The organism is Vibrio gallicus, from assembly GCF_024346875.1.
Lineage (GTDB): Bacteria > Pseudomonadota > Gammaproteobacteria > Enterobacterales > Vibrionaceae > Vibrio > Vibrio gallicus.
In genome coordinates, this window is record NZ_AP024871.1 from 506,693 (window position 1) to 530,522 (window position 23,830).

The window sequence follows — 23,830 nt, forward strand, 5'->3', positions numbered from 1 at the left end:
AATATGAAAAGATCAATAATTCTCGTACTGGACTCGTTTGGTATTGGCGCTAGCGAAGATGCGGATAAGTTTGGTGATGTTGGCTCTGATACCTTAGGGCATATAGCTGAGCAGTGTGCTAAAGGGCTGGCTAATAGTGATACCCGCAGTGGACCATTAACCCTTCCCAACCTTTCTCGATTAGGTCTCGGTCTCGCGGCCGAAGAGTCAACGGGAATATTTCCTATTGGTTTGGATAAAGAGGCCGATATTATTGGAGCATATGGGCATGCCGCTGAAATTTCTTCAGGTAAAGATACCCCATCAGGGCACTGGGAAATAGCAGGTGTTCCAGTGTTATTTGAGTGGGGTTACTTTAGTGATAAGCAACAAAGCTTTCCTAAAGCCCTTCTCGATAAAATTGTCGAGCGTTCAGGTATTCCTGGGTTTCTTGGTAATTGCCACGCATCCGGTACCCAGGTATTAGACGACCTAGGTGAAGAACACATGCAAACCGGCAAGCCTATTTTCTATACTTCCGCTGATTCTGTATTCCAGATTGCATGCCATGAACAAAGTTATGGCTTAGATAAACTGATGGAATTGTGTCATATCGTTCGTGAGGAACTTGAAGGCTACAATATTGGCCGCGTTATCGCGCGCCCATTTATTGGTGAAAAAGCAGGATCCTTCCAAAGGACGGGTAATCGCAGAGATCTATCTATTGAACCTCCTGCGCCAACCGTATTGCAAAAACTAGTGGAAGAGAAACAAGGTGAAGTCATTTCTGTGGGTAAGATTGCAGACATCTACGCACATTGTGGTATTACCCAAAAGGTTAAGGCGACAGGCCTAGAAGGCTTGTTTGATTTAACCAAACAACAAATCAAACAAGCGGGTGACAATACGATTGTATTTACCAACTTTGTTGATTTCGATTCAGCTTATGGACATCGTCGAGATGTAGCCGGTTACGCGGAGGCTCTAGAGTACTTTGATAAAAGACTCCCAGAGATCTATGAGCTACTTCAACCAAATGATGTGCTTATCTTAACTGCCGATCATGGCTGTGACCCGACGTGGCAGGGAACAGATCATACCCGTGAACATATACCCGTATTGGTTTACGGTGAGACGGTTAAAGCTGGCTCTCTGGGGCGCCGCTCAACATTTGCCGATATCGGACAAAGTTTAGCGCAGTACTTTGGTACATCGAAAATGGATTATGGAACTAACTTCCTTTAAACAACGAATAACGAAAGGATAATAAAATAATGGCTACTCCTCATATTAATGCTGAAATGGGTGATTTTGCAGACGTTGTATTGATGCCGGGTGACCCGTTGCGAGCAAAGTATATTGCAGAGACTTTTCTTGATGATACCGTACAAGTATGTGACGTGCGTAATATGTACGGATTTACCGGTACCTATAAAGGGCGTCGAATCTCAGTAATGGGCCATGGTATGGGTATCCCATCTTGCTCTATTTATGCGACAGAGTTAATTAAAGACTATGGCGTTAAAAAGATAATTCGAGTGGGCAGTTGTGGTGCGGTGCGTGATGATGTAAATCTACGCGATGTTGTTATTGGTATCGGTGCATGCACAGACTCTAAAGTAAACCGTATCCGTTTTAAGGACCATGACTTTGCAGCGATTGCAGATTACGGCATGGCTAGAAACGCAGAGCTTGCGGCTCAGAAACTAGGTATCGACGTTAAAGTAGGTAACCTATTTTCAGCTGAGTTGTTCTACACGCCTGACCCTGAAATGTTCGATGTTCTAGACAAATACGGTATCTTAGGGGTCGAAATGGAAGCGGCTGGTATGTACGGCCTTGCAGCTGAATATGGTGCTAAATGTTTGGCTATTTGTACTGTATCTGACCATATCAAGCGTGGTGAGCAAACGACCTCAGATGAGCGAGCAACGACGTTTAATGAGATGATGGAAGTCGCTCTTGAATCTGTATTATTAGGTGATGAATAACCTATTTAGTTAGCTATTTGTGAAAACGCTTGGCATATTGCCAAGCGTTTTTTTTTATTTTTGAGGCCTTAACAATAAGGTGATTAGCACACCGGAAATAAAGCTTAGCAATATCATAAGCAGCATCGAGCGATCGCTGTTACGATAATGGTGATCTGAAAATGCAGTAAGCCGTCCTTTCTCAAAAGTGACCCGTACATAGCCGATAATAGCTTTTTGAGCGTAGATGGGTTCAACTAGCTGTTGCTTTCCGATACCTGCTGAGGCTAGTGGTGTATCTAACCCTAATGATTCGCGTGCGGTTGTCGCTTTGTTACTTGCGGCAAGCTTTACACCTTTGCTGTCATAGATGGTGACATCGTCTACTAAAGTATCTTTGGCCAAGCGGTTTGCCAATTCACGCAGTTTCTCTTGATCCGCTCTAATCATAAGCTCACTGGCCGATAAAGAGGCTTGAGATATGAGAAGCTTTGTCAGCGTCTGTAACTGTTTAAATTGAATCTGTTGATTACCTTGGCTAATAAAAAAGCTGCTGCGTACAATAGTTACAAACATCAGTGCCAGTAGCGCAATACTAATCGCTTTAATAAAAACCTTAATAGAAAATAGTGAGTCACTCATATATTTAATGCTTTACCTTGAGACAAATTTCATAGTGGGACTTGCGCTTATAAATTGCAATAGGGTAAGTTGCTGTATAGCGTACAATTCCAAGGAAAGAGCACCATGCCCGTTTCACACCTTAAGTTTTCAGATTCTACACTTCCCGAGAATCATTCGTTAGCAATCGTATTCTCAAAAAAAGAAATTCATGCCCTAGTTGAGTCTACTTCAATCTATGCCTCATGGCAGATAGCGGGTTATAACGTATTATTAATTGATGTAGACACCCTTAAAGGTTTGAGTTCTAGCTTTGCTGATTACCAGATTGATTCAGTTTGTGTCGATGCGCTGCCGAACCTTTCTGAGCCAGGAATTGCCTTGTTTGATATGGACTCAACCTTGATTCAGATTGAGTGTATTGATGAAATTGCCAAGCTTGCCGGAGTTGGGGATGAGGTATCAGAGGTCACCGAGCGTGCCATGCAAGGTGAGCTTGATTTTGAACAGAGCCTGCGCCAACGAGTTGGCAAGCTTGCCGATGCCCCTGAATCAATCTTAGAGCAAGTGCGAGTATCCCTTCCTTTGATGCCAGAAGCCAAACTTCTTATCGAACAGTTGCAACAGTTCGGTTGGAAGGTGGCGGTTGCATCGGGTGGCTTTACCTATTTTTCTGATTTCTTAAAACAGAGTTTAGCGCTGGATTTTGCCCGTTCAAACCAACTCGAGATTATTGACGGTGTACTTACTGGTCGCGTTATTGGTGATGTGGTTTCAGCTGAAACCAAAGCTGAGATACTACGAGAGCTTAGGGGGACGTATAATATTCCAAAATCAAATAGCGTAGCAGTTGGTGATGGAGCGAATGATTTAGTCATGATGGCCGAGTCCGGCTTAGGTATTGCGTATCACGCAAAGCCAAAGGTTGAGCAACAAGCGCAAGCTGCCATAAAATATTCAGCACTGGGCGGTGTACTTTGCATTCTAAGTGCCTCTCTAGTTATTCAACAATGTAAGAAATAAGTAATCATGGCAAAAGTAAAAACAGCCTACGTATGTAACGATTGCGGTGCAGATTTCCCTCGTTGGCAGGGGCAATGTAATGCTTGTGGCGCGTGGAATACCATCACTGAAGTAAAGCTGGCAGCCTCTCCATCTGTGGCGAGAAATGAGCGACTTACTGGGTATGCTGGAAATGCAACCCAGTCGCAAGTTCAGATACTTGCAGACATAGACCTGCAAGAGGTTCCAAGGTTTAGTTCAACCTTTAGAGAGTTTGACCGTGTCTTAGGTGGCGGCATTGTTCCTGGTGCTGCGATCTTGATTGGTGGTAATCCGGGCGCAGGTAAATCAACCTTGTTATTGCAGACTATGTGCCGCCTAGCAACTGACTTACCAACACTGTATGTAACAGGGGAAGAGTCGTTACAACAAGTGGCGATGCGTGCATCTCGCTTGGGGTTACCCAAAGATAAGCTAAAGATGCTTTCTGAGACGAATGTCGACAAAATTTGTCAGGTAGCTGAAAAAGAGCAACCAAAAGTAATGGTTATTGATTCGATACAGGTTATGCATGTATCGGATGTACAGTCTTCTCCAGGTACAGTAGCGCAAGTGCGCGAATCCGCAACGGCGTTAACTCGCTATGCTAAGCAAAATAATGTGGCCATATTTCTGGTGGGGCATGTAACTAAAGATGGCTCTCTAGCGGGACCAAAAGTTCTAGAGCATATTATTGATTGCTCAGTGTTATTAGATGGCAGTACAGACAGTCGATTTAGAACCCTACGCAGTCATAAAAACCGTTTTGGTGCGGTAAATGAGTTAGGCGTGTTCGCCATGACGGGGGAGGGTTTAAAAGAGGTTTCTAATCCATCGGCAATTTTTCTTTCTCGTGGTGAGGAGCAAACCAGCGGTAGCTCGGTAATGGTTATCTGGGAAGGGACTCGTCCTTTGCTTATTGAGATACAAGCGTTAGTGGATTACTCTCAGCTAGCAAACCCTCGACGCATAGCGGTTGGCCTAGAACAGAATCGCTTGTCAATGCTACTTGCTGTATTGCATAAGCATGGCGGAATGCAGATGGCTGACCAGGATGTATTTGTCAATGTAGTAGGCGGAGTTAAGGTTTCAGAAACCAGTGCTGATTTAGCTTTAGTCATGGCGTTGTTATCTAGTTTTAGGGATAGATCGCTACCTAAAGATGCGGTTATTTTTGGTGAAGTAGGCTTAGCAGGGGAGATCCGTCCAGTCCCTAGTGGGCAAGAGCGGTTAAATGAAGCCTTCAAACATGGCTTTACTCAAGCCATTGTGCCGTTTTCTAATATGCCAAAGGGTGGGATTCCAGGTATGAGAATTCACGCTGTAAAAAACCTATCAGAAGCTATCCAAGCATTTGATGAAATGTGATGAAAACCAGCTTTCCAGATGTATAAAAGTCACCTATATTTTTTGAATTGGAAAAAATTAATGTTTTTTCCCTCGACATGCACGCAAGGCTATCAGTCTGTACAGATTATGGTATACTCAGCGCGCATTTTATATCCTATTGATAGAGTAAAACGATGACTGATTTATCAAAATACAGAAATATTGGTATTTTCGCGCACGTTGATGCGGGTAAAACCACGACAACTGAGCGTATCCTAAAGCTTACCGGCCAGATCCACAAAACTGGTGAAGTTCATGATGGTGAATCAACTACTGACTTCATGGAACAGGAAGCTGAGCGCGGTATTACTATCCAGTCAGCAGCCGTAAGCTGTTTCTGGAAAGATCACCGTCTAAACGTTATCGATACTCCTGGACACGTTGACTTCACAGTTGAAGTTTACCGTTCACTTAAAGTACTTGATGGCGGTGTTGGCGTATTCTGTGGTTCTGGTGGTGTTGAACCACAATCAGAAACTAACTGGCGTTACGCTAACGAATCAGAAGTAGCTCGTCTGATTTTCGTTAACAAACTAGACCGTATGGGTGCAGATTTCTACAACGTTGTTGACCAAGTTAAAAACGTTCTAGGTGCAACTCCTCTAGTTATGGTTCTACCAATCGGCCGCGAAGATGAATTCGTTGGTGTTGTAGACCTTCTAACTCGTAAAGCATACGTTTGGGATGACACTGGTCTTCCTGAAAACTACGAAATCCAAGATGTTCCTGCGGACATGGTTGACGACGTAGAGCAATACCGTGAAGAGCTAATCGAGACAGCTGTTGAGCAAGACGATGACCTAATGATGGCTTACATGGACGGCGAAGAGCCTTCTATCGAAGACATTAAGCGTTGTATCCGTAAAGGTACTAACGAACTAGCGTTCTTCCCAACATACTGTGGTTCTGCATTTAAGAACAAGGGCGTACAAATCGTTCTTGACGCAGTTGTTGATTACCTACCTTCTCCAACAGAAGTTGATCCTCAACCTCTTATGGACGAAGAAGGCAACGAAACTGGCAACCACGCTATCGTGTCTGCTGACGAAACATTCAAAGCGCTTGCATTCAAAATCATGGATGACCGCTTCGGTGCTCTAACTTTCGTTCGTATTTACTCTGGTAAATTGAACAAAGGTGACACCATCTTGAACTCATTCACTGGTAAAACAGAGCGTGTTGGCCGTATGGTTGAGATGCAAGCTGATGACCGTAACGAACTAACTAGCGCACAAGCTGGTGACATCATTGCGATCGTTGGTATGAAGAACGTTCAAACTGGTCACACTCTATGTGATCCAAAAGATCAAGTAACTCTAGAGCCAATGGTATTCCCAACTCCAGTAATCTCTATCGCTGTATCTCCAAAAGATAAAGGCGGTTCTGAAAAAATGGGTATCGCTATCGGTAAAATGGTTGCAGAAGATCCATCTTTCCAAGTTGAAACTGACGAAGAAACTGGCGAAACCATCCTTAAAGGTATGGGTGAGCTTCACCTAGACATCAAAGTTGACATCCTTAAGCGTACTTACGGTGTTGACCTAACTGTTGGTGCTCCTCAGGTTGCTTACCGTGAAACTATCACTCAACCAATTGAAGATAGCTACACGCATAAGAAACAGTCTGGTGGTTCTGGTCAGTTCGGTAAGATCGACTACCGCATCAAGCCAGGCGAAGCTGGTTCAGGTTTCTCGTTCAAATCATCAGTTGTTGGTGGTAACGTTCCTAAGGAATTCTGGCCTGCAGTTGAGAAAGGTTTTGCATCTATGATGGAAAACGGTGTTCTTGCTGGTTTCCCAACTCTAGACGTTGAAGTTGAACTATTCGACGGTGGCTTCCACGCAGTGGATTCATCTGCAATCGCATTTGAAATCGCAGCGAAAGGCGCATTCCGTCAATCAATGCCTAAAGCTGGTGCTCAACTTCTTGAGCCAATCATGCACGTTGACGTGTTCACTCCAGACGATCACGTAGGTGACGTTATCGGTGACCTTAACCGTCGTCGTGGTATGATCAAAGATCAACAAGCTGGTGTTACTGGTGTTCGTATTAAAGCTGACGTACCTCTTTCTGAGATGTTCGGCTACATCGGTCACCTACGTACAATTACTTCTGGTCGTGGTCAGTTCTCTATGGAGTTCTCTCACTACGCAGCATGCCCAATGAACGTGGCAGAAGAAGTAATTGCTAAAGTTAAAGAAGAAAAAGCTAAGAAGTAATTCTTAGGTAATCTTTTAAGCTTTAATAAAGCCCCGATAGCGAAAGCTATCGGGGCTTTTGTTTTTGAACTATTCTAAAGTGACGACAATAGTGGTAAGGGAGTTACCATGGTAATAGAGAGGGATTTTTTGACAAAGAGTAGGGCTAATAGACTCTTGTCGGGCGTTTTTTTTCTTTCAATATTTTTAAATTACCATGCGTACTGGTCTTTTTGGCTGATAGCAGCTGTGCAGTGTGTCTATATCCTTTATATTAGGCAGCAAACTAAGCTTAGGGTTAGATTCAATTACGCTAGCCCTAGTGTGATGCTATTTATTGGCTTTATTACTACCTATATTATTAGCTATATGGTGGTTGCTCCTGAATTAGATAATCTTTCTTTATATATTTCATCGATGCGAATGCTATTCTTATGTATACATCTTTTATTTTTCATTTCATGTATTGAGCATTTTAAACGGTGGGGTAGTCCTGAATTAATATATTTTTATATATCTATTGCGGTATCTGTATGTGCTTTTTATTATATTTATGACTATAACTTTAATATTGCGTCAGTTATAAATAATGAAAATAGTCAACTTCCATTTGTATTTAACCGTAGAATCATTGGCTTTGTTTGTTGTACCTCTTGTGTGTATTTGTCGTATAGACTATTAATTGATAATGAAAATAAGTTTAAGTGGGTGGCTTATTCTTTGCTTTATATATCTAATTTAGGTTTGTTATTATGGCTAGGTGGTAGAGGAAGTTTCTTAGCTCTGTTTGCCTCTATTATATTTATGTTTGGATATCTGCAATACTCACAATACTCTAAGCTAAAGAGACTCTATTATCTTATCTTTATCTCAATGGTGACTATTGTTATCTCATTACCATTAAATGTTTTGGAGTGGAATGGGTTAAATAGGTTGTTAAGTGACTTTACGAATGCAGATTCAGTGACGTTGAATCAATTCTCTAGTAACCGTCTGGTGTTGTGGTCTGATGCCTTATCTGTATTTAGAGAGTCAATATGGCTTGGAAGTGGACCAGATGCTTATCGCTTTATGGGAAGTCTTGGTTTCTTTCAGCCCCACAATTTTATATTACAGCTGCTAGTTGAAGTTGGAATATTTGGTGCTGCTATCGCTTTGTTGTTAATTTGTAAGCTATCTATATCTGCGTTAATTAGGCTATGTAATAAAAACGAGAATAGATTTAAGGTTCTTGTTCTTAATCTGGCGTTATTTGGTGCGTTAGTTATACAAGGATTACTCGATGGGGCATTTTATTGGTCAGTAACAGTAATGCAGGTTTTAGCCTGCATTACTGCTTTATATATAAATACTTACGATTCCCAAACGACAGGCGTGTCAGGCCAGTTATCTCCTATGTCGTGATATTTTTTCTCTAACACATGACGCTTTATCTTTAAAGTAGGGGTCAATATATCGTTGTCTATGCTCCAAGGTTCCTTGATAACTAGAATCCCTTTGATTTTTTCATGGTTATCTAAAGTGCGATTCATTTTATCCAATACTTTTTTAAGCGAGTTTTCATAGCGCTGCTTATCAAAGTTTGGAAAATCATGTGGCACGACTAGCATTATTGGGCCTGGCATTCCCAGTCCAATTAGGCACAGCATTTCTACTCTAATTAGTTCAATAAAGGACTTTTCAATAGGAACTGGTGCTACAAACTTACCTTTGGCCGTTTTGAACGTATCTTTTTTACGTCCCTGGATATAGATATATCCTTCATCATCAATTAGCCCTGCATCCCCTGTATGTAACCAACCATCACTGTTAAAGCTCTCTCCAGTTAAGCTATCTTCTTTATAGTACCCTGAGAATAATCCCTTACTTCGTAATAGTATTTCATCGTCATCGGCGATTTTTATTTCTACTCCGGGGCCTGTTTGTCCAATAGAACCGATTTTGTTCTGATTGAATGGATAGTTTAAGGTGCCGTAAGCATAGGTTTCTGTCATTCCCCATGCCTCTGTAATATTTAATCCAACACTGTGGTACCACTCAAGAATAGAAGGGCTTATAGGTGCTGAGCCGCAACCTAAAACTCTCGCTTGGTCTAGCCCTAATCCTTGCGCCACTTTCTTTTTAATAATGCCGCTCAAGATCGGAATTTTTAGCAATAAATTAAGTTTTTTAGGCGGTAATTTATCCTGAATTCTTTGTTGGAAAAGGGTCCACAGTCGAGGGACTGATATAAATAGGGTTGGTCGATGCATCTTAACATCATCGATAAACGTATCTAGAGATTCAGGGAATGCTGTCGGTAGTCCTGCGGCAATGGATGAACCGAATATATAAACGCGCTCTGTTATGTGCGCAAGCGGAAGATAGGAAAACATTCTATCTCCGGCTTGTATGCCAATATGTTGAACCAGCATTTGTACTGACCACGAAAATGCGCCATAGGTCAGCATCGCGCCTTTGGGCGTACCTGAGGTTCCTGAGGTGTAAACGATCGACATCAGCTTATCATCATGGTGATGAGCGTACTCCGCCTCTGGTAATGGGGCTACGTCGTGAACCAGTTGGGCAAATTTATGAGCGCAGATAGGCGCTGAGTCATAAGGAAAAGAGACAGTTATCAGGTCTGGATTACGAGAGATCACCTCAGAGGTTGGGGTAGAATCATCAAGCTTACCTGCAATAAGAGCCTTACTTTCACTATGTGTAATGCAATACTCTATTGTTTGTGCGCCAGCGGTAGGAAATATAGGCACACTAATATAGTCACCTAGCATTAATGCTAGGTCTGTAATAAACCATTCAACACAGTTTTTTGATATGAATGCGACCTTATCTTTTGGTTTTAGCCCTAAATTTCGTAATGAGTTAGCAAACCTCAATGCCATATCGGCTATATCGGAATAAGTGTAGTCGACAAACTCTCTATCAATTATTTGTCTAAGGTAAACCTCGTTTGGTCGTTCATGAGCCCATTTTAAGATGAGCTCATTCGGGGGAGGTAAGCTACAAGGTGGATTAGTAAAAATGTCATTATTTTCCGCCACGCCCAAATTTGAATCCATATCTTCCTCATTCACTTTCACTATCGTTTTTGTATTCAAAAGCTTAGCAGAGATTTATATGGGATTAATAAAGAAAGTTAATTTGTGTGCTGTCGATATTGTGTTGGGGTTAAATTGGTGTGTTTTTTGAATACTCGGTTAAAATAAGAGACATCAGAATATCCTACTCTAAATGCAATTGAGGCTACTTTTTCATCAGGGTGTTGCTCTAGCAGTACCTTTGATAGTGCAACCCTTTTGTTACTGAGATATTGTTGAAAGCTGATTTTTTTATGCTTTTTGAAAAACTTAGAAAAATAAGTTGTAGAGAAACTGGCTAGTTTAGCAAGGTCTTCTTCACGAATATCTTGTGTGATATTGTCTTCTATGTAGGAATCAATCTTTACTAATCGAGTATAGATATTCCCTTTATTTGAAGGGGCAATATTATTAGTCTGTTGAATGATGCTTTCTAATTGCTCTTCAAAGGTTTTAGCCTTTGAGAGGGTATGAAAATGAGAAATTACAGCGGGTTGCAGTTCAACTTCATATCTAGGTAGTAGACTGACTACAATCAATGACTTATTCAAGTTGTTGCAAATATTTTGAGCAAGCTTAAACAACTCAATGACATCTTTGTCGAGTAAAAAATAAGCACATTTAATGTCAGGGCGGGTTAGCACTGAAATGTCTCGACCAAAGTTTAAAAAAAGTTGCTCGAGTTGCGCTGGGGCGTGTTCACTTATCCGTGTGAAATCACCACCTATCCAAAAGTGTTTAGATTCCATAACCATCTTCCTTGATTTGCTCCTCATCCTTGGGAGCTGAGTACAGTTTAGTCCAATATGGCAAGATTATGCAATAAAGTGACTAGCTCATTGTATAAACTATGACCTATGATCACATTATCCGATGAATAGATTCTGTTGGAGAACAAAAATGAGACGTCAGGTGCATTATTTTCAGCAATTCATGCAAGATCAGGAAGGGTTAACCGTGGTTGAGTACGTGGTAGCTGCTGCTTTGCTAGTAGGGGCTTTGGTGGTTTTCTTTACTGGTTATGAGGTGACCCTTTCAGGAAAAATCAATCAGACCGTATCAAGCTTACCAGAAGGCAACTAATCATTATGATTTGGATTATGTTGACTTGAAATGCTCCATTTTAGCAACAAAATCCTAACATTGTTTAAGTGAGATGCTTACAATTTGTGAGTCCAGTTAAGGGACTGACTTTTGGAGAGATATTATGGACAATTTTAAAAATATTAAAGCTTTTCTCGATAATGAAGAAGGGTTGACGGTTGTTGAATACGTTATTGGTGCATCACTTCTAGTTGCTGCCATAACGACTATATTCACAACCCTTGGTACTCAGTTAGATGGAAAATTATCGAATATTATTGCAGGCATTTCTGGCTAACTGTATTGAATCTCGGTTCTATAGTCGTAATGCTGTAAACGTGTAATATATAATTATTAATAGATGCTCAGTTAATTATTTAAGATTAAGATTGCAAATCTTAATTGACCATGATTTCACCTGGGAATTATTACTCATTTAAAATAAAAAATTAACACGTTGCTACTGATTGGTTCCAATCACAGAAGGTATTGAGTACATAGTTATACCCTAACTATGTACCTTTTCAACTATGCAAATCTCAATTCTAGTTTGGATTCTATTAATAATGGTTTCCATTAAAGATATAACTGAAAATAAAATACCCAATAAGTTATTACTTATGATCCTGTTTATTAATACATTATTATTAATATCAAATGGTATTTTTTTAGTTGAACATATAATTGGATTTGGAGCAATGTTAGCTTGCTCTTTGCTGCTTTACGTTCTCAAAATAATGTCTCCTGGAGATGTAAAACTGCTCTCGGTTATCGGATACGTAGTCGGGTGGGGATCTCTTCTAGAGGCTAGTTTCTGGATTCTAATGGCTGCCGGTATATTAGGTGTATTCACGGCACTGATGAATATTAGCCGTTTGGGTGTTACCAATCCGCTATTAGTTTGCATGGATCCGAGTCTTCTACTTAAAAGTAACCTAGATACTTCACACAGTATTTATGGCAATAAACTGGTCATGCCTTTTGCTCCTGCCGTTACATTAGGTCTTGCGTTTAGTAGCATCCTACAATAATGGAGTGCTTCCTCTATGAATGATACAACGAGCTCTGATTCACACCTTAGCCCTCAAGTTGCTGCCCCTGCTATTATTTCTTCCATGGATGATTTAGGTATTCCAACTGCCGTTGTCGAAAACCTTGTCGTCAAGCACCTATCAGCATACCCCAAAACAGATATATTACATCTTGCTCAGATGCTAGGAATTGTCACGCATTTGATTGAGGATGTTCTGTCTGAATTGAGAAAAAAAGCCCTAGTTGAAGTGTTTCAGCCTAGCGCACAATCTCTATTTTCTGAATCAGCGAAGAGCCATGTCCGATACGCACTGTCTGAGCAAGGGCTGGCTGAGGCAGAAGTAGCATTTAAAAAAGACGCCTATATCGGCCCTGTACCAGTATCGCTGCAAAAATATAACCAAATGGTTGAACTGCAAGACCTTAGGGCGCAACTTATTCGACGCCCTGATGTTGAGCGAGCGCTGTCTGACGTGTACGGCGCAAATAGGCTTATACCAGTGTTGGGTCCTGCAATTAACTCAGGAAGAGCTCTGCTCTTGTATGGTCATGCAGGTACCGGTAAGAGTTTTGTGGCGGCTAGAATATTGAATGCACTCAATACCTCGGTCTATATCCCTTATGCAGTATTTGCTGCTGGGAATATTATTAAGGTATTCTCAGAGCAGCATCATAAGCCTGTTGACAACAAACATAATCGAGATGTCATTTCGCTGAAGAGTCACTACGACAAGCGTTGGGTACTATGTAAGAGGCCTGATATCCAAGTTGGTGGCGAGTTGACTATGGATATGCTCGAGGTCAATCATTCCGAACACAACCGTATTTGGATAGCACCACTACAAATGATGGCCAACAACGGTATTTTAGTGATTGATGATCTTGGGCGTCAACCTATGCCGGTTGCCACTTTATTGAACCGCTGGATCGTTCCAATGGAGTACAATTACGATCATCTGTCATTGCCTAATGGTCAACAAATTACCATACCATTTGTTTTGACTATGGCATTTTCAACCAACTTAGATCCTCAGACTATCGCTGATCCCGCCTTTTTAAGGCGCCTTGGATATAAGATCCAATTCCAACCTTTATTAGAGAATGACTATATAAATTTGTGGTCTGACCTATCTAAAAATAAGGATCTTGAGTTGCTTCCTTCTGCTCTTGAAACCCTATTAAACCTACATTCTTTACATAAAGTAGGATATTTCCCATGTTTACCTAAAGATATTCTAGGTATTAGCCAAGATATTATTCAGTTTGAAGAGATTGCACCTCAGGTGAACTCTACTATATTACAAAGGGCGTGGGATCTTTATTTTACTGCTGACGAGCACGGAGGGTCGGTATTATGAGCAAAGGAACGATCATATTTTTATTAGTCCTGTCGGTAGTATTTGGATTGGGCGCAGTTATGGTGGCCAAGCAGTGGATGGAGGGTCAAACTCAGCCACAAGTGAAGGTTGAAACTATTGAGCGTCATCCGGTGGTGATTGCGGCAGTGGATATTCCTGAAGGGACTGTTATTGAAGCCAAGCATTTAGCTAAGAAGCAACTTGAAGTGGCATGGATAGACTCTACGGTGGTTAAGGACTATGGCCAACTTGAGGGTATGGTTGCCAAAAACCAAGTGTTTGCAGGTCAAATTATCCATATATCGCACTTTGGTGGCCCGAATGAGGGCGCAAGCCTAGCTGTACTTATTCCTGAAGATAAAAGGGCGTTAACAATACGAGTTAATGATGTTATCGGGGTGGCGGGTTTCCTTCTTCCTGGTAATAAGGTCGATATCCTAAATACCAGAAATAATCGCACCTCAACGGTATTAAAAAATATTCGGGTTTTGGCTGTAGACCAAACCGCAAGAACTAATGATAACAAGCCTATTATAGTAAGAGCTGTAACCTTAGAAGTAACACCAAGAGAAGCGGAAAAGCTGTTAACTGAAAACAGCCGCGGAACGATTCAATTAGCGTTAAGAAATCCGCAAACTATTGATAAACCACAAAGACGTTATGTGGCTCCGCCTAGTGTGACTATTATTAAAGGCACCAGCCGTTCAAGTATTCGAGTCAGCGAGTGAGGTACACATGAAAAGGATTTTAGTACTCATATTCACAATGGTAAGTTTTGTATCTGTTTCGTTGGCAGCATCGCAGTCGGGCAGGACTATTTCGATACCACATCATAAATCAACCCATGTAGAGATAGCAGGTAAAGCGAAGAAGGTTTCTCTAGGGGATCCCAATGTGCTTGATATTGTAATGATACGTTCAGATGAGCTGTTTCTGATCGGTAAAAAATTGGGTTCGACTAACCTATCGGTTTGGGATGCACAAGGTCGACTAATTGAATCATTAAACGTAGAAGTAACTCACGATCTAAATAACCTAAAGCAGAAGCTATATGAGTTTTTACCGAATGAGCAAGTACAGGTTCATAGCTCGCAAGACAAGCTTATTTTGAGTGGTTTAGTCAGTAATCAAGAGAATATGAATATTGCTGTTAAAGTCGCACAAACCTATTCTGCGGGGCAAGCTGCAAATGCGACTGAAGACGATGCAGGCGAAGCGGATGTTGGGGTTATCAACCTAATGACCATAGGCGGAGCACAACAGGTCATGCTGGAGGTTACCGTAGCCGAAGTGCAACGCTCTTTAGTGCGTCGCTTTGATTCCAATTTTCACTTCTTCCAAAAAAGTGGTGATTTCACGTGGGGTGCAACAAGTGCGGGGGCTGGTATAGGTCAGAATGCGATATCTGGAATTATTCAGCCAATAATTGGTAATGTTGGTGCCAATGAATTTGGCTTACTTGGGGGGCTGGTAGACAGCAATACTTTGTTTACTTTTGCCTTGGATATCGCAAAAGAAAATGGTGTGGCTAAGGTTCTAGCTGAACCAAACTTGACCACATTAAGTGGTTCTCAAGCAAAATTTTTAGCCGGTGGTGAGTTTCCAATTCCTGTACCAAATGATGACGGGATAGGCATTGAATATAAGGAATACGGTGTTGGGCTAGATTTTGTTCCAGTTGTACTTAGTGATCAAAAAATTAACCTTCAACTGGCGGTTGAGGTGAGTGAAGTTGCAGCAACTGGTGCTCTGTCATATAACCCGGGTGATTCTAATGCCGCCTATATTGTTCCCCCTATTACCAAGCGAAGCGCTTCTTCTACGCTAGAACTTGCAGACGGCCAGACTATCGGGATTGCGGGTCTGTTAAATGAAAACAGTCGTGATATTGCTAATGAAATGCCTGGTGTTGGAGACATCCCAGTATTAGGTAACTTGTTTAAGAGTAAGCAGTACGTATCGGGAGAAACTGAACTTGTTATCTTGGTTACCCCACGCTTAGCCAAACCTATTGATAGAAATAAAATCACATTACCAACAGATGGTTTTGTTGAACCGTCGGATATCGAGTTTTATCTGATAGGTAAATCTGCCTATTACGATTCGGAGCTCGTTGTACCAAATAGTGAAAAACAAGCACCCGAAAGCAATAAGGTGCCGTCATCACAGGGTGGATCTGAAGGCCAGTTTGGACATTCATTATAGGGAACATCACCATGGATAAAATATTTATAACATTGTGCTTAATGGTTGGTTTGGTTGGATGCTCTAACAATAGTGAACTGGGCAAATCCGTAGCCTACCTCAAAGCAGAACAGACCTATAACCCCAATGCTACCGAGGAAAACCTAGGAGTGTTACCAGAAGGAAGTGGTGAGAGGGCTCAAGCTTCTATTAAGGGCTATAATAAAGGGGCAAGCAAGAACATATCAATTGGTTCAGGCTTTAGTAATTAACAATTTTAATAAAATTAGTTGCCATCTCATGCCTTGACCGTGCTTAAAGGAATTACAGCCGGTTTGGGCTTTTTGTCTGATATCCATTACCCCACTATAGCTGGCGGAGGACAGATAAAATAATTGGTATCTGTTGAATTTTAACGAGGCCAAGGAATGAGCGAAATAGTTAAAATCACACCGGACAATAACCACTTTAAATTGGTGTTAAAGAGCCAATTACAAATTTGGGTTGTTTATAGTCATGAGTCGTTTAAGGCTCACCTAAACAAGCAATTTGCAGGGTGTAACAATGTATCTCTAGTTTTTATGGAGCTGGAGCGCTTGGCTGAAGGTGTACTAAACCAATCGGCGGCACCAGACCTATTATTTGTTCAGGCATCTAGTGACTGGGCGCATAATATTTCGGAACTTTATGAAAATAATGGGCTATTGCAAGCAGGAAATACCACATTAATAGTGTTCGGTGATGAAGCCGATAGCATCGAGCTAAAAACCGCATTGCGTATTGGAGCGTCGGATTTCCTCTCAGAATCAACGACTCTTGAGGGGCTTGCTAATCTTCTTAAAACCATTTCACAAGAGAAACTGTCTTCACGACACCTATCTGAATTATTTACCTTTATTAACAGTAAAGGGGGATGTGGCGCATCTACTGTGGCGATGAATGTCGCGATTGAGTTAGCGAAGATAGAATCGAACAAGGTGCTGCTGCTTGATCTCGATGTTCAATTTGGGGCTATCCAAGATTATTTAGATCTTCAACCTCAACACGGACTGCATGATGTCATTGATGGCGCTTCAGGTTTAGATGAAGTCTCTCTTGAGTCTCTGGTGTCCAAACACTCCAGTAATTTGTATTTTTTGAATTTTCAACAACTCCACCCCATCGAAAATGAGTTAAAAGCTCGCGATTTACATCGTGTGATCCCTTTGCTACGTCAGTACTACACTCATATTGTTGCGGATCTCTCTAGAGGAATTGAGGCCAATTATGGATCTTTGATTTCTCTTGCGACCAAAAATTATTTGATTGCGCAGCAAGGATACGTATCGCTAAAGAATACTAATGACATGGTATCCGTATTAGAGCTTGAATTTGGCACTCCTAAAAATCAGTTAGAAGTGGTGATAAATCGCTACGACAAAAAGCATCAATTAAAAATCACTGATATTGAAGAGGCTTTAGGGGATGTAAGAGTGCATGTGTTACCCAATGACTATAAAACGGTCAATGAAAGCTCAAATCTAGGTAAACCATTTGCGATGAATAAAAAGAGTACTCCGATTTCAAATGCAGTTACTCAACTTGCTCTGTCGATTGTCCCACAATCGGAATCTCAAACCAGTTGGCTTAAGAAACTATTTAGTTAAGTGAGGAACAACTATGTTTTTCAAAAGAAAAAATATTAACCCAGATTTTGAGCGAAAAGCGAATAGTGCTGAAAATCAAGAACAAGAACAAGAGCAAGTTGTTGAGACTAAGGTGAGTATTTCGCCGGTAACAAATGTGAGCCAGTCTGATATTGATAATGTCCCAGAGTTAGATAAAGCACAAAAGCAAGAACAGGACGTTAAACACTACTTCCATAAAAAGCTATTAGAGACCCTTGATTTAGGTGTGTTATCTAATCTCGAAGAAGGAAGGGCGAAAAGAGAACTGCAAGAAGCTGTAAGCCAGCTAATGAATGATGATAAAACCCATCCAGTAAGCTTGGAAGGGAGAAAACGTGTCATTAAGCAGATAGAAGACGAAGTGTTCGGGTTAGGGCCTTTAGAGCCGCTTTTAAATGATCGAAGCGTGTCGGATATTTTGGTCAATGGACCTCAAAGCGTATACGTCGAGAGGTTTGGTAAACTGGAGCGAACCCCGCATACGTTTTTAGATGAAAGGCACTTGCGGAATATTATCGATAGAATCGTTAGTCAAGTTGGGCGTAGGATTGATGAAGCATCGCCAATGGTTGATGCTCGCTTAAAAGATGGCTCTAGGGTTAACGCGATAATTCAACCCCTTGCAATCGATGGTGCCTCGGTTTCAATTCGTCGCTTTGCAGTAGACCGTTTGACCATGGATAATATGTTAGGTTTTAACTCTCTTTCTCCAGAGATGGCCAAATTTATCGAAGCGGCTGTTACTGGGGAGCTGAATATTCTCATATCTGGTGGTACCGGTTCAGGGAAAACTACCACCCTCAATATATTCTCTGGTTTCATACCCAGTAATAAACGCATCGTAACTATTGAGGATTCAGCTGAACTTCAATTACAACAGCCACATGTCGTTCGCCTTGAAACCCGCCCTGCTAACCTTGAAGGGAAAGGAGAGATTACCCAGCGTGATTTAGTTAAGAACTCACTTCGTATGCGTCCAGATAGAATCGTGATTGGTGAGGTGCGTGGTTCCGAAGCGGTAGATATGCTTTCAGCTATGAACACAGGTCACGATGGTTCACTGGCCACGATTCACGCAAACACCCCTCGAGATGCCCTTAGCCGGGTAGAAAATATGTTCGCCATGGCTGGATGGAACATGACTGCAAAAAACCTGCGTTCACAAATTGCGTCTGCTATTCACCTTGTGGTTCAGATGGAGCGTCAAGAAGACGGTAAACGTCGCATGGTTAGTGTATGTGAGATTAACGGTATGGAAGGTGATGTTATTACTATGTCGGAAATATTTAAGTTCCGCCGTCGAGGTATTGATGAGAACGGTAATATTATCGGTGAATATATTGCGACAGGAATCGTGCCATCTTGTCATGACAACTTGGTAAAAAGAGGTCTGGATATTCCATTTGAACTCTTTAAAGCCAGTAACTAGAGAGGCATTAGGCTATGGATAATTTGGGTTTATTTCTAGTATTGCTGTTTTTTGCTGTTCTATTTATCTCACAAGCATTGCTGTTACCTGTTGCAGGACAAAAGGCAAAACATGGTGAGTTGGCCAAGCGACTAAAGCAGGCTCAGCGTAAGGTAGACGAAGAGAGTTTGTCATTACTTCAAGAGTATTATCTTAAAGAAATGACCCCCTTTGAAAGGCAGATGGTTAAAATACCTGCCTTTGAACGCCTTAAAAAAATGCTTGAACTAGGAGGCCTAAAAGTAACCCTCGGGCGTTTGATGGGGTGGGTTACGTTAGCAAGTGTCTTAGCGTTAGTTGTATCTCTGGTGTTAAACCAGCAGTGGTATGTATCGGTAGCTATTTTCTTTGCGCCGGTGGTTATCACATATATGTGGATCCAGCGCTGTATATCTAAACGACTACAAACCTTTGAAGAGCAGTTACCAGAATCGTTAGATATTATTAAGCGGGTCCTTCAGGCGGGCCAACCGATAAACCAAGCCTTTAAAGAGGTTGGTGAGGAGATGCCAGACCCTATTGGACTGGAATTTAGTAAAACCTTTAACCTGCTCAATTTTGGCTATGATATGCGCCTTGCAATTATGCAGATGGTTGATAGAACACCAACTGTGTCTATGTTGGCTTTTGCGAGTGCAGTTATTTTGCAAAAAGAGACAGGGGGTAATTTGACTGAGAACCTTGATAAGGTTTCGAAGGTTTTACGTGCTAGGTTTAAACTAGCTAGGAAAATAAGAACCCTATCAGCAGAGGCTCGTCTTTCCTCATGGATCTTAGTACTGTCTCCTTTCGCACTTTATATATTAACTATGTTTATCAACCCAACTCATGCTGAACTATTGATTAGTGATCCTCGAGGTATTACCGCAGTGAGCGTTGGTATCGTGAGCCTTGCGATTGGTGCGTTTTGGATAAGAAGAATTGTAAATATTAAGGTGTAGTTATGGATTTCAATAGCTTACTAGGTACATCATCACTGCAAGACTTAATCAGTCGCGATAATCTTTTCTTATTTATGGTTATGGTTGGCACAGTCTTAGCGGTTATGGCTGTCGGGATGCTAGTGCTGGGCGTTAACTCGCCTTTAAAAAGAAAACTGAAATCGATTAGTGGTGATTCTGACCCACATGCAAGGTCTGATCGAATGGACAGCGCGTTAAAAAACTTTGCACCACTCATGGTTCCCAACTCAGCTAAAGAAAGACACAGTATACAACTGCAACTTATTCAGGCTGGGTATCATGATCAAAGTGCCTTAAATCTGTTTTATGCGATAAAGCTATTTAGTGCATTGATCGGTGTATTTTTATCGGCCGTTGTATATTTCCTGATGAGAGACTCAGGATATATGACACTGCTTATTATTGTGGCCTTGTGGTTTGGTCTATTTGGTCCAAATATGGTTTTGGCCAAGATGGTTTCTGAGCGAAAAGACAGGGTCAAAGCGGCGGTCCCCGATGCTTTAGACTTACTCGTAGTGTGTACTGAATCTGGCTTGGGGTTCAATGCCGCGCTTAAAAGAGTGGGAGACGAGCTTATGGTGAGTCACCCCGATTTTGCCGCCGAACTAGAGACGGTATGCGCTAAGATTCAAGCCGGTGTTGAAATGCCAATCGCCTTTAAAGAGTTGGTCGATAGAACCGGTGTAGTTGAGTTGACTGGGCTAGTGACAATGCTTTCACATGCCGCCAAAGTTGGGGGGAGTATTGCACAAACCTTAAGAGACTATACTGAAGACTATCGAGATAAACGAACTCAAGAAGCAGAAGAGGTTGCAGCAAAAATTCCCACAAAAATGTTATTCCCAATGGTGATGTTTATCTGGCCTTGCTTCTTTATTGTGGCGCTGGGACCTGGATTAATGACGCTGTTCGATGCGCTAAAATAGCTAAGGAAATAAGAAATGGATTTCAAACTTAAAAAACTGGTTGTCGCATTGACCTTAGGTGTGAGCCTGTTCGGTTGTGCCTCAGATACCGACAACAAAAACAGCTCATTTGATAACAGCTTATATTCAGGTAAACCTGTTGACTCGTTAACTAATGAAGAGCCACCTAAAACAGAGTTAGAGGCTATTGAAAGAGGGGATAAAGCGCTAACCAATCAAAATTATGATTTAGCTCTTTATGAATATATTCGCTCACTCACGTTTAACGATGCAACTCATCAGCCTAAAACCCTCTATACCATAGGTCGAATCCATGCTGCAAAGGGAGATGTTGCACTAGCTGAAAAGGCGTATCTCAAATCAGTTGAGGCTGAGCCCAATAGCATTAAATCTTTGGAGGAGTTAGGGCTTATCTATACTAAGCAGGGCTTGGTAGATGAAGGTAGAACCTACTTCTTTAGAGCTGTAAGTGAGGATCAAGTTAGGCTTAATAACCCTCAGGTCTTGGAAAATTACTCTTCGCTTACAGACGAAGTTCTTAAAGATTTACCCTATGATTCTCAGAGCCCATTTAGAAGTTATATGGGACTGGGCGTATTATCTGATACGGAGCAAAACCATGACCTTGCTAAGCGCTACTATGAAAGAGCATTAGAGATTGCTCCAAACTCAACCCAGACTCTAGTTAACCTTGGTTATTCTCATTATATGAGTGGAGGGTACTATTTGGCGCAACGGATAACCAATCGCGCCCTTAAAAGAGAACCTGGGAATGAAAAAGCACTGAATAATCTGGCGTTAATCTATATTGCTTTAGGGGATAACCGACAAGCTTTGAATATATTTAAAAGGAATATGAGTGAGCCAGAAGCGCTTAATAATGTAGGTTACTTCGTGATGTTAAGGGGAAGCCCAGAAGAAGCGATTCCATACTTTCAACAAGCAATTGATAAAAAGCCTTCTTACTATAAGACGGCCAATGAGAACCTAGAAAGAGCTCTGTCGGAATTGCGACTGCAAAAAGTTGAACCGGTAGAAGGGTAGTACAGTAAGCTAAGATTAGTATGCCACATGGATAAGCACTCCAATTTATTGGAGTGCTTATTTTTTATTGCAGATAGAGCACTAGCAATGGTGGTAAGTACCAAAAAAATTGATGATTGAGCTACAATTATTACCTGAAGTTGGACTTATTATATTTTTGTTTAGGTTGCGTTTGTTTTGAAAATGGAATGTATGACTCCGATGTTGAAATGCTGGTGGTTTACCGCGTTGGGTCTGGGTGTTTTTTGAGCTAACTTGTCTTTGTTGTGTGATTAGTTTGTTAGGATTTATGTTTTTGGAAGCGTAAAATTGAGACGGCCTTCAAATACTGATAATTAACAGGCTAAGTGAGAATAATTATCTATTGTTGGTCTGATAGGGTTTGTGGGGGCTTTGCAGCCGTTCAAAGCTCTTTAAACACTTTAAGAAGGAGTATTCATAGATGAATACTGATAAAAAACTGTCTCTGACAGCCCGTGTGATTATGGGTATGGTATTAGGGATACTGACAGGTTTTATTATTCGTTTGATATTTTCAGAAAACCACTTTGTACAAGGTTATCTGGTAAACGGTTTATTTGATGTCGGTGGATCTATATTTATTGCAAGCTTAAAAATGCTTGTAGTGCCATTGGTCTTTGTCTCTCTAGTTTGCGGAACCAGTTCCCTAAAAGACATTTCTACCTTAGGTCGACTTGGTGGAAAAACGCTGCTTTTTTATATCATTACAACCATGATCGCTATCTCTATGGCTATTTTCATGGGAACGGTATTCCAGCCCGGTAGTGGTGCCGACCTCACTGCGGCAACCTCCTTTACTGCGACCGAAGCGCCTTCGCTAGGCAAAGTTATTATCGATATGTTCCCTACCAACCCGATTCAATCTATGGCTCAGGGAAACACACTGCAGATTATTGTATTTGCGTTGCTGTTTGGTATCGCGATAAGCGCTTGTGGCGAAGCTGGCGATAGAGTTGCCGCTGCATTTCGTGATATCAACGAAGTGATCATGAAGCTCGTTACGCTGCTTATGAATATCGCTCCTTATGGTGTGTTTTTCTTAATGTCGAAGCTGTTTGCAAATATTGGCCTTGGAGCTATTGTCAATCTGGGGGGTACTTCCTGGTATTGAGCGCCGCATTATTGATTCAAGGTTTGGTGGTATATCCAATATTATTGAAGGTTGCAACGGGTCTAAATCCGATCAACTTCTTGAAGAAAATGGAAGATGCGGTCATGTTCGCATTCTCTACTGCTTCTTCAAATGCAACCATTCCGGTGACTATGGAAACTGCGACTCATCGCTTGGGAGTCCATAACCGTGTTTCATCTTTTACTATACCGTTAGGTGCAACGATCAATATGGATGGTACTGCCATCATGCAAGGTGTTGCGACCGCCTTTATTGCACAAGCGTTCAATATTGACCTAACTATGGGGGACTATCTAACGGTAATCCTAACTGCGACATTGGCCTCTATAGGTACTGCTGGTGTCCCAGGGGTTGGTTTGATTATGCTTGCAATGGTATTGAACCAAGTGGGTCTTCCTTTAGAAGGTATTGCCTTAATTATGGGGGTGGATCGCCTATTGGATATGATTCGTACTGCGGTAAATATTACAGGTGATAGTGCGGTTACTGTAATTGTTGGTAAGTCAGAGGGTGCGTTAGATATCGATACATTCAACGACCCAGGCGCTGGTAAGAAGCAAGAGGAAGTTAATCTTCATACGTTATCTGAAAAGTAACAACTGAAGAGAGTTAGCTTTAGTTTTTGCTTCGCTCTAATGTCGAAGCATAATAAAAGGGAGAACATAATGTTCTCCC

21 protein-coding genes and 1 pseudogene are annotated in these 23,830 nt (G+C 41.5%); 19 read left to right on the forward strand and 3 right to left on the reverse strand.

Features of this window, described 5'->3' with window-relative positions; genetic code table 11:
* Positions 1-3 precede the first annotated feature (3 nt).
* On the forward strand, positions 4-1,224 hold the full coding sequence (locus tag OCU28_RS02410; protein ID WP_261816772.1) for a phosphopentomutase: 1,221 nt from the start codon (positions 4-6) through the stop codon (positions 1,222-1,224).
* A gap of 29 nt (positions 1,225-1,253) precedes the next feature.
* The gene (deoD, locus tag OCU28_RS02415) at positions 1,254-1,970 is read left to right on the forward strand and encodes a purine-nucleoside phosphorylase (protein WP_261816773.1); all 717 of its coding nucleotides are present in this window, start codon (positions 1,254-1,256) and stop codon (positions 1,968-1,970) included.
* Positions 1,971-2,024: 54 nt separating this feature from the next.
* Here deoD and OCU28_RS02420 read toward each other — a convergent pair whose 3' ends face one another.
* Entirely contained in the window at positions 2,025-2,591 is a 567-nt protein-coding gene (locus OCU28_RS02420) for a YtjB family periplasmic protein (RefSeq protein ID WP_261816774.1), read from the reverse strand.
* Between the two features lie 105 nt (positions 2,592-2,696).
* On the opposite strand from OCU28_RS02420, the gene serB reads away from it, so the two are divergent.
* The 4 genes from serB (at position 2,697) to OCU28_RS02440 (ending at position 8,602) form a co-directional block, all read left to right on the forward strand.
* A complete protein-coding gene (gene serB / locus OCU28_RS02425; RefSeq protein WP_261816775.1) occupies positions 2,697-3,593 on the forward strand; it encodes a phosphoserine phosphatase SerB in 897 nt (298 codons plus the stop codon).
* 6 nt (positions 3,594-3,599) lie between these two features.
* On the forward strand, positions 3,600-4,979 hold the full coding sequence (gene radA / locus OCU28_RS02430) for a DNA repair protein RadA (RefSeq protein ID WP_261816776.1): 1,380 nt from the start codon (positions 3,600-3,602) through the stop codon (positions 4,977-4,979).
* 155 nt (positions 4,980-5,134) lie between these two features.
* Entirely contained in the window at positions 5,135-7,219 is a 2,085-nt protein-coding gene (gene fusA, locus OCU28_RS02435; protein ID WP_261816777.1) for an elongation factor G, read from the forward strand.
* 306 nt (positions 7,220-7,525) lie between these two features.
* A complete protein-coding gene (locus OCU28_RS02440; RefSeq protein ID WP_261817416.1) occupies positions 7,526-8,602 on the forward strand; it encodes an O-antigen ligase family protein in 1,077 nt (358 codons plus the stop codon).
* Here OCU28_RS02440 and OCU28_RS02445 read toward each other — a convergent pair.
* Together OCU28_RS02445 and OCU28_RS02450 are read right to left on the reverse strand one after the other, a co-directional pair.
* The gene (locus tag OCU28_RS02445) at positions 8,551-10,260 is read right to left on the reverse strand and encodes an AMP-binding protein (protein ID WP_261816778.1); all 1,710 of its coding nucleotides are present in this window, start codon (positions 10,258-10,260) and stop codon (positions 8,551-8,553) included. The genes OCU28_RS02440 and OCU28_RS02445 overlap by 52 nt on opposite strands.
* Before the next feature lie 77 nt (positions 10,261-10,337).
* Positions 10,338-11,027, reverse strand: a complete 690-nt coding sequence (locus OCU28_RS02450; RefSeq protein WP_261816779.1) for a helix-turn-helix transcriptional regulator — start codon at positions 11,025-11,027, stop codon at positions 10,338-10,340.
* Positions 11,028-11,178: 151 nt separating this feature from the next.
* On the opposite strand from OCU28_RS02450, the gene OCU28_RS02455 reads away from it, so the two are divergent.
* The 13 genes and pseudogenes from OCU28_RS02455 (at position 11,179) to OCU28_RS02515 (ending at position 23,751) form a co-directional block, all read left to right on the forward strand.
* Positions 11,179-11,361 carry a Flp family type IVb pilin gene (locus OCU28_RS02455; RefSeq protein WP_261816780.1) on the forward strand — a complete coding sequence of 61 codons (183 nt, stop codon included), beginning with the start codon at positions 11,179-11,181 and terminating at the stop codon, positions 11,359-11,361.
* A gap of 124 nt (positions 11,362-11,485) precedes the next feature.
* Positions 11,486-11,659 (forward strand): Flp family type IVb pilin, encoded by a 174-nt coding sequence (locus OCU28_RS02460; RefSeq protein ID WP_261816781.1) that lies wholly within the window; start codon positions 11,486-11,488, stop codon positions 11,657-11,659.
* Positions 11,660-11,891: 232 nt separating this feature from the next.
* A complete protein-coding gene (locus OCU28_RS02465; protein ID WP_261816782.1) occupies positions 11,892-12,392 on the forward strand; it encodes a prepilin peptidase in 501 nt (166 codons plus the stop codon).
* Between the two features lie 15 nt (positions 12,393-12,407).
* Entirely contained in the window at positions 12,408-13,751 is a 1,344-nt protein-coding gene (locus OCU28_RS02470) for a P-loop NTPase family protein (RefSeq protein WP_261816783.1), read from the forward strand.
* Positions 13,748-14,479 carry a Flp pilus assembly protein CpaB gene (gene cpaB, locus OCU28_RS02475; protein WP_261816784.1) on the forward strand — a complete coding sequence of 244 codons (732 nt, stop codon included), beginning with the start codon at positions 13,748-13,750 and terminating at the stop codon, positions 14,477-14,479. Before OCU28_RS02470 ends, cpaB begins: the two co-directional genes overlap by 4 nt.
* 7 nt (positions 14,480-14,486) lie before the next feature.
* Positions 14,487-15,956 (forward strand): type II and III secretion system protein family protein, encoded by a 1,470-nt coding sequence (locus tag OCU28_RS02480; protein ID WP_261816785.1) that lies wholly within the window; start codon positions 14,487-14,489, stop codon positions 15,954-15,956.
* 11 nt (positions 15,957-15,967) lie between these two features.
* Positions 15,968-16,207: a hypothetical protein gene (locus OCU28_RS02485; protein WP_261816786.1), complete on the forward strand. Its 240-nt coding sequence runs from the start codon at positions 15,968-15,970 to the stop codon at positions 16,205-16,207.
* 156 nt (positions 16,208-16,363) lie between these two features.
* The gene (locus tag OCU28_RS02490; protein WP_261816787.1) at positions 16,364-17,581 is read left to right on the forward strand and encodes an AAA family ATPase; all 1,218 of its coding nucleotides are present in this window, start codon (positions 16,364-16,366) and stop codon (positions 17,579-17,581) included.
* A gap of 13 nt (positions 17,582-17,594) precedes the next feature.
* A complete protein-coding gene (locus tag OCU28_RS02495) occupies positions 17,595-19,031 on the forward strand; it encodes a CpaF family protein (RefSeq protein ID WP_261816788.1) in 1,437 nt (478 codons plus the stop codon).
* A 14-nt stretch (positions 19,032-19,045) separates the two neighbouring features.
* The gene (locus OCU28_RS02500; RefSeq protein ID WP_261816789.1) at positions 19,046-20,011 is read left to right on the forward strand and encodes a type II secretion system F family protein; all 966 of its coding nucleotides are present in this window, start codon (positions 19,046-19,048) and stop codon (positions 20,009-20,011) included.
* A gap of 2 nt (positions 20,012-20,013) precedes the next feature.
* Positions 20,014-20,958, forward strand: coding sequence for a type II secretion system F family protein (locus OCU28_RS02505; RefSeq protein ID WP_261816790.1), 945 nt, complete (start codon positions 20,014-20,016; stop codon positions 20,956-20,958).
* A 15-nt stretch (positions 20,959-20,973) separates the two neighbouring features.
* Positions 20,974-22,002, forward strand: a complete 1,029-nt coding sequence (locus OCU28_RS02510; protein WP_261816791.1) for a tetratricopeptide repeat protein — start codon at positions 20,974-20,976, stop codon at positions 22,000-22,002.
* Positions 22,003-22,444: 442 nt separating this feature from the next.
* Positions 22,445-23,751 (forward strand): annotated as a pseudogene (locus OCU28_RS02515) (dicarboxylate/amino acid:cation symporter).
* Positions 23,752-23,830: the final 79 nt, after the last annotated feature.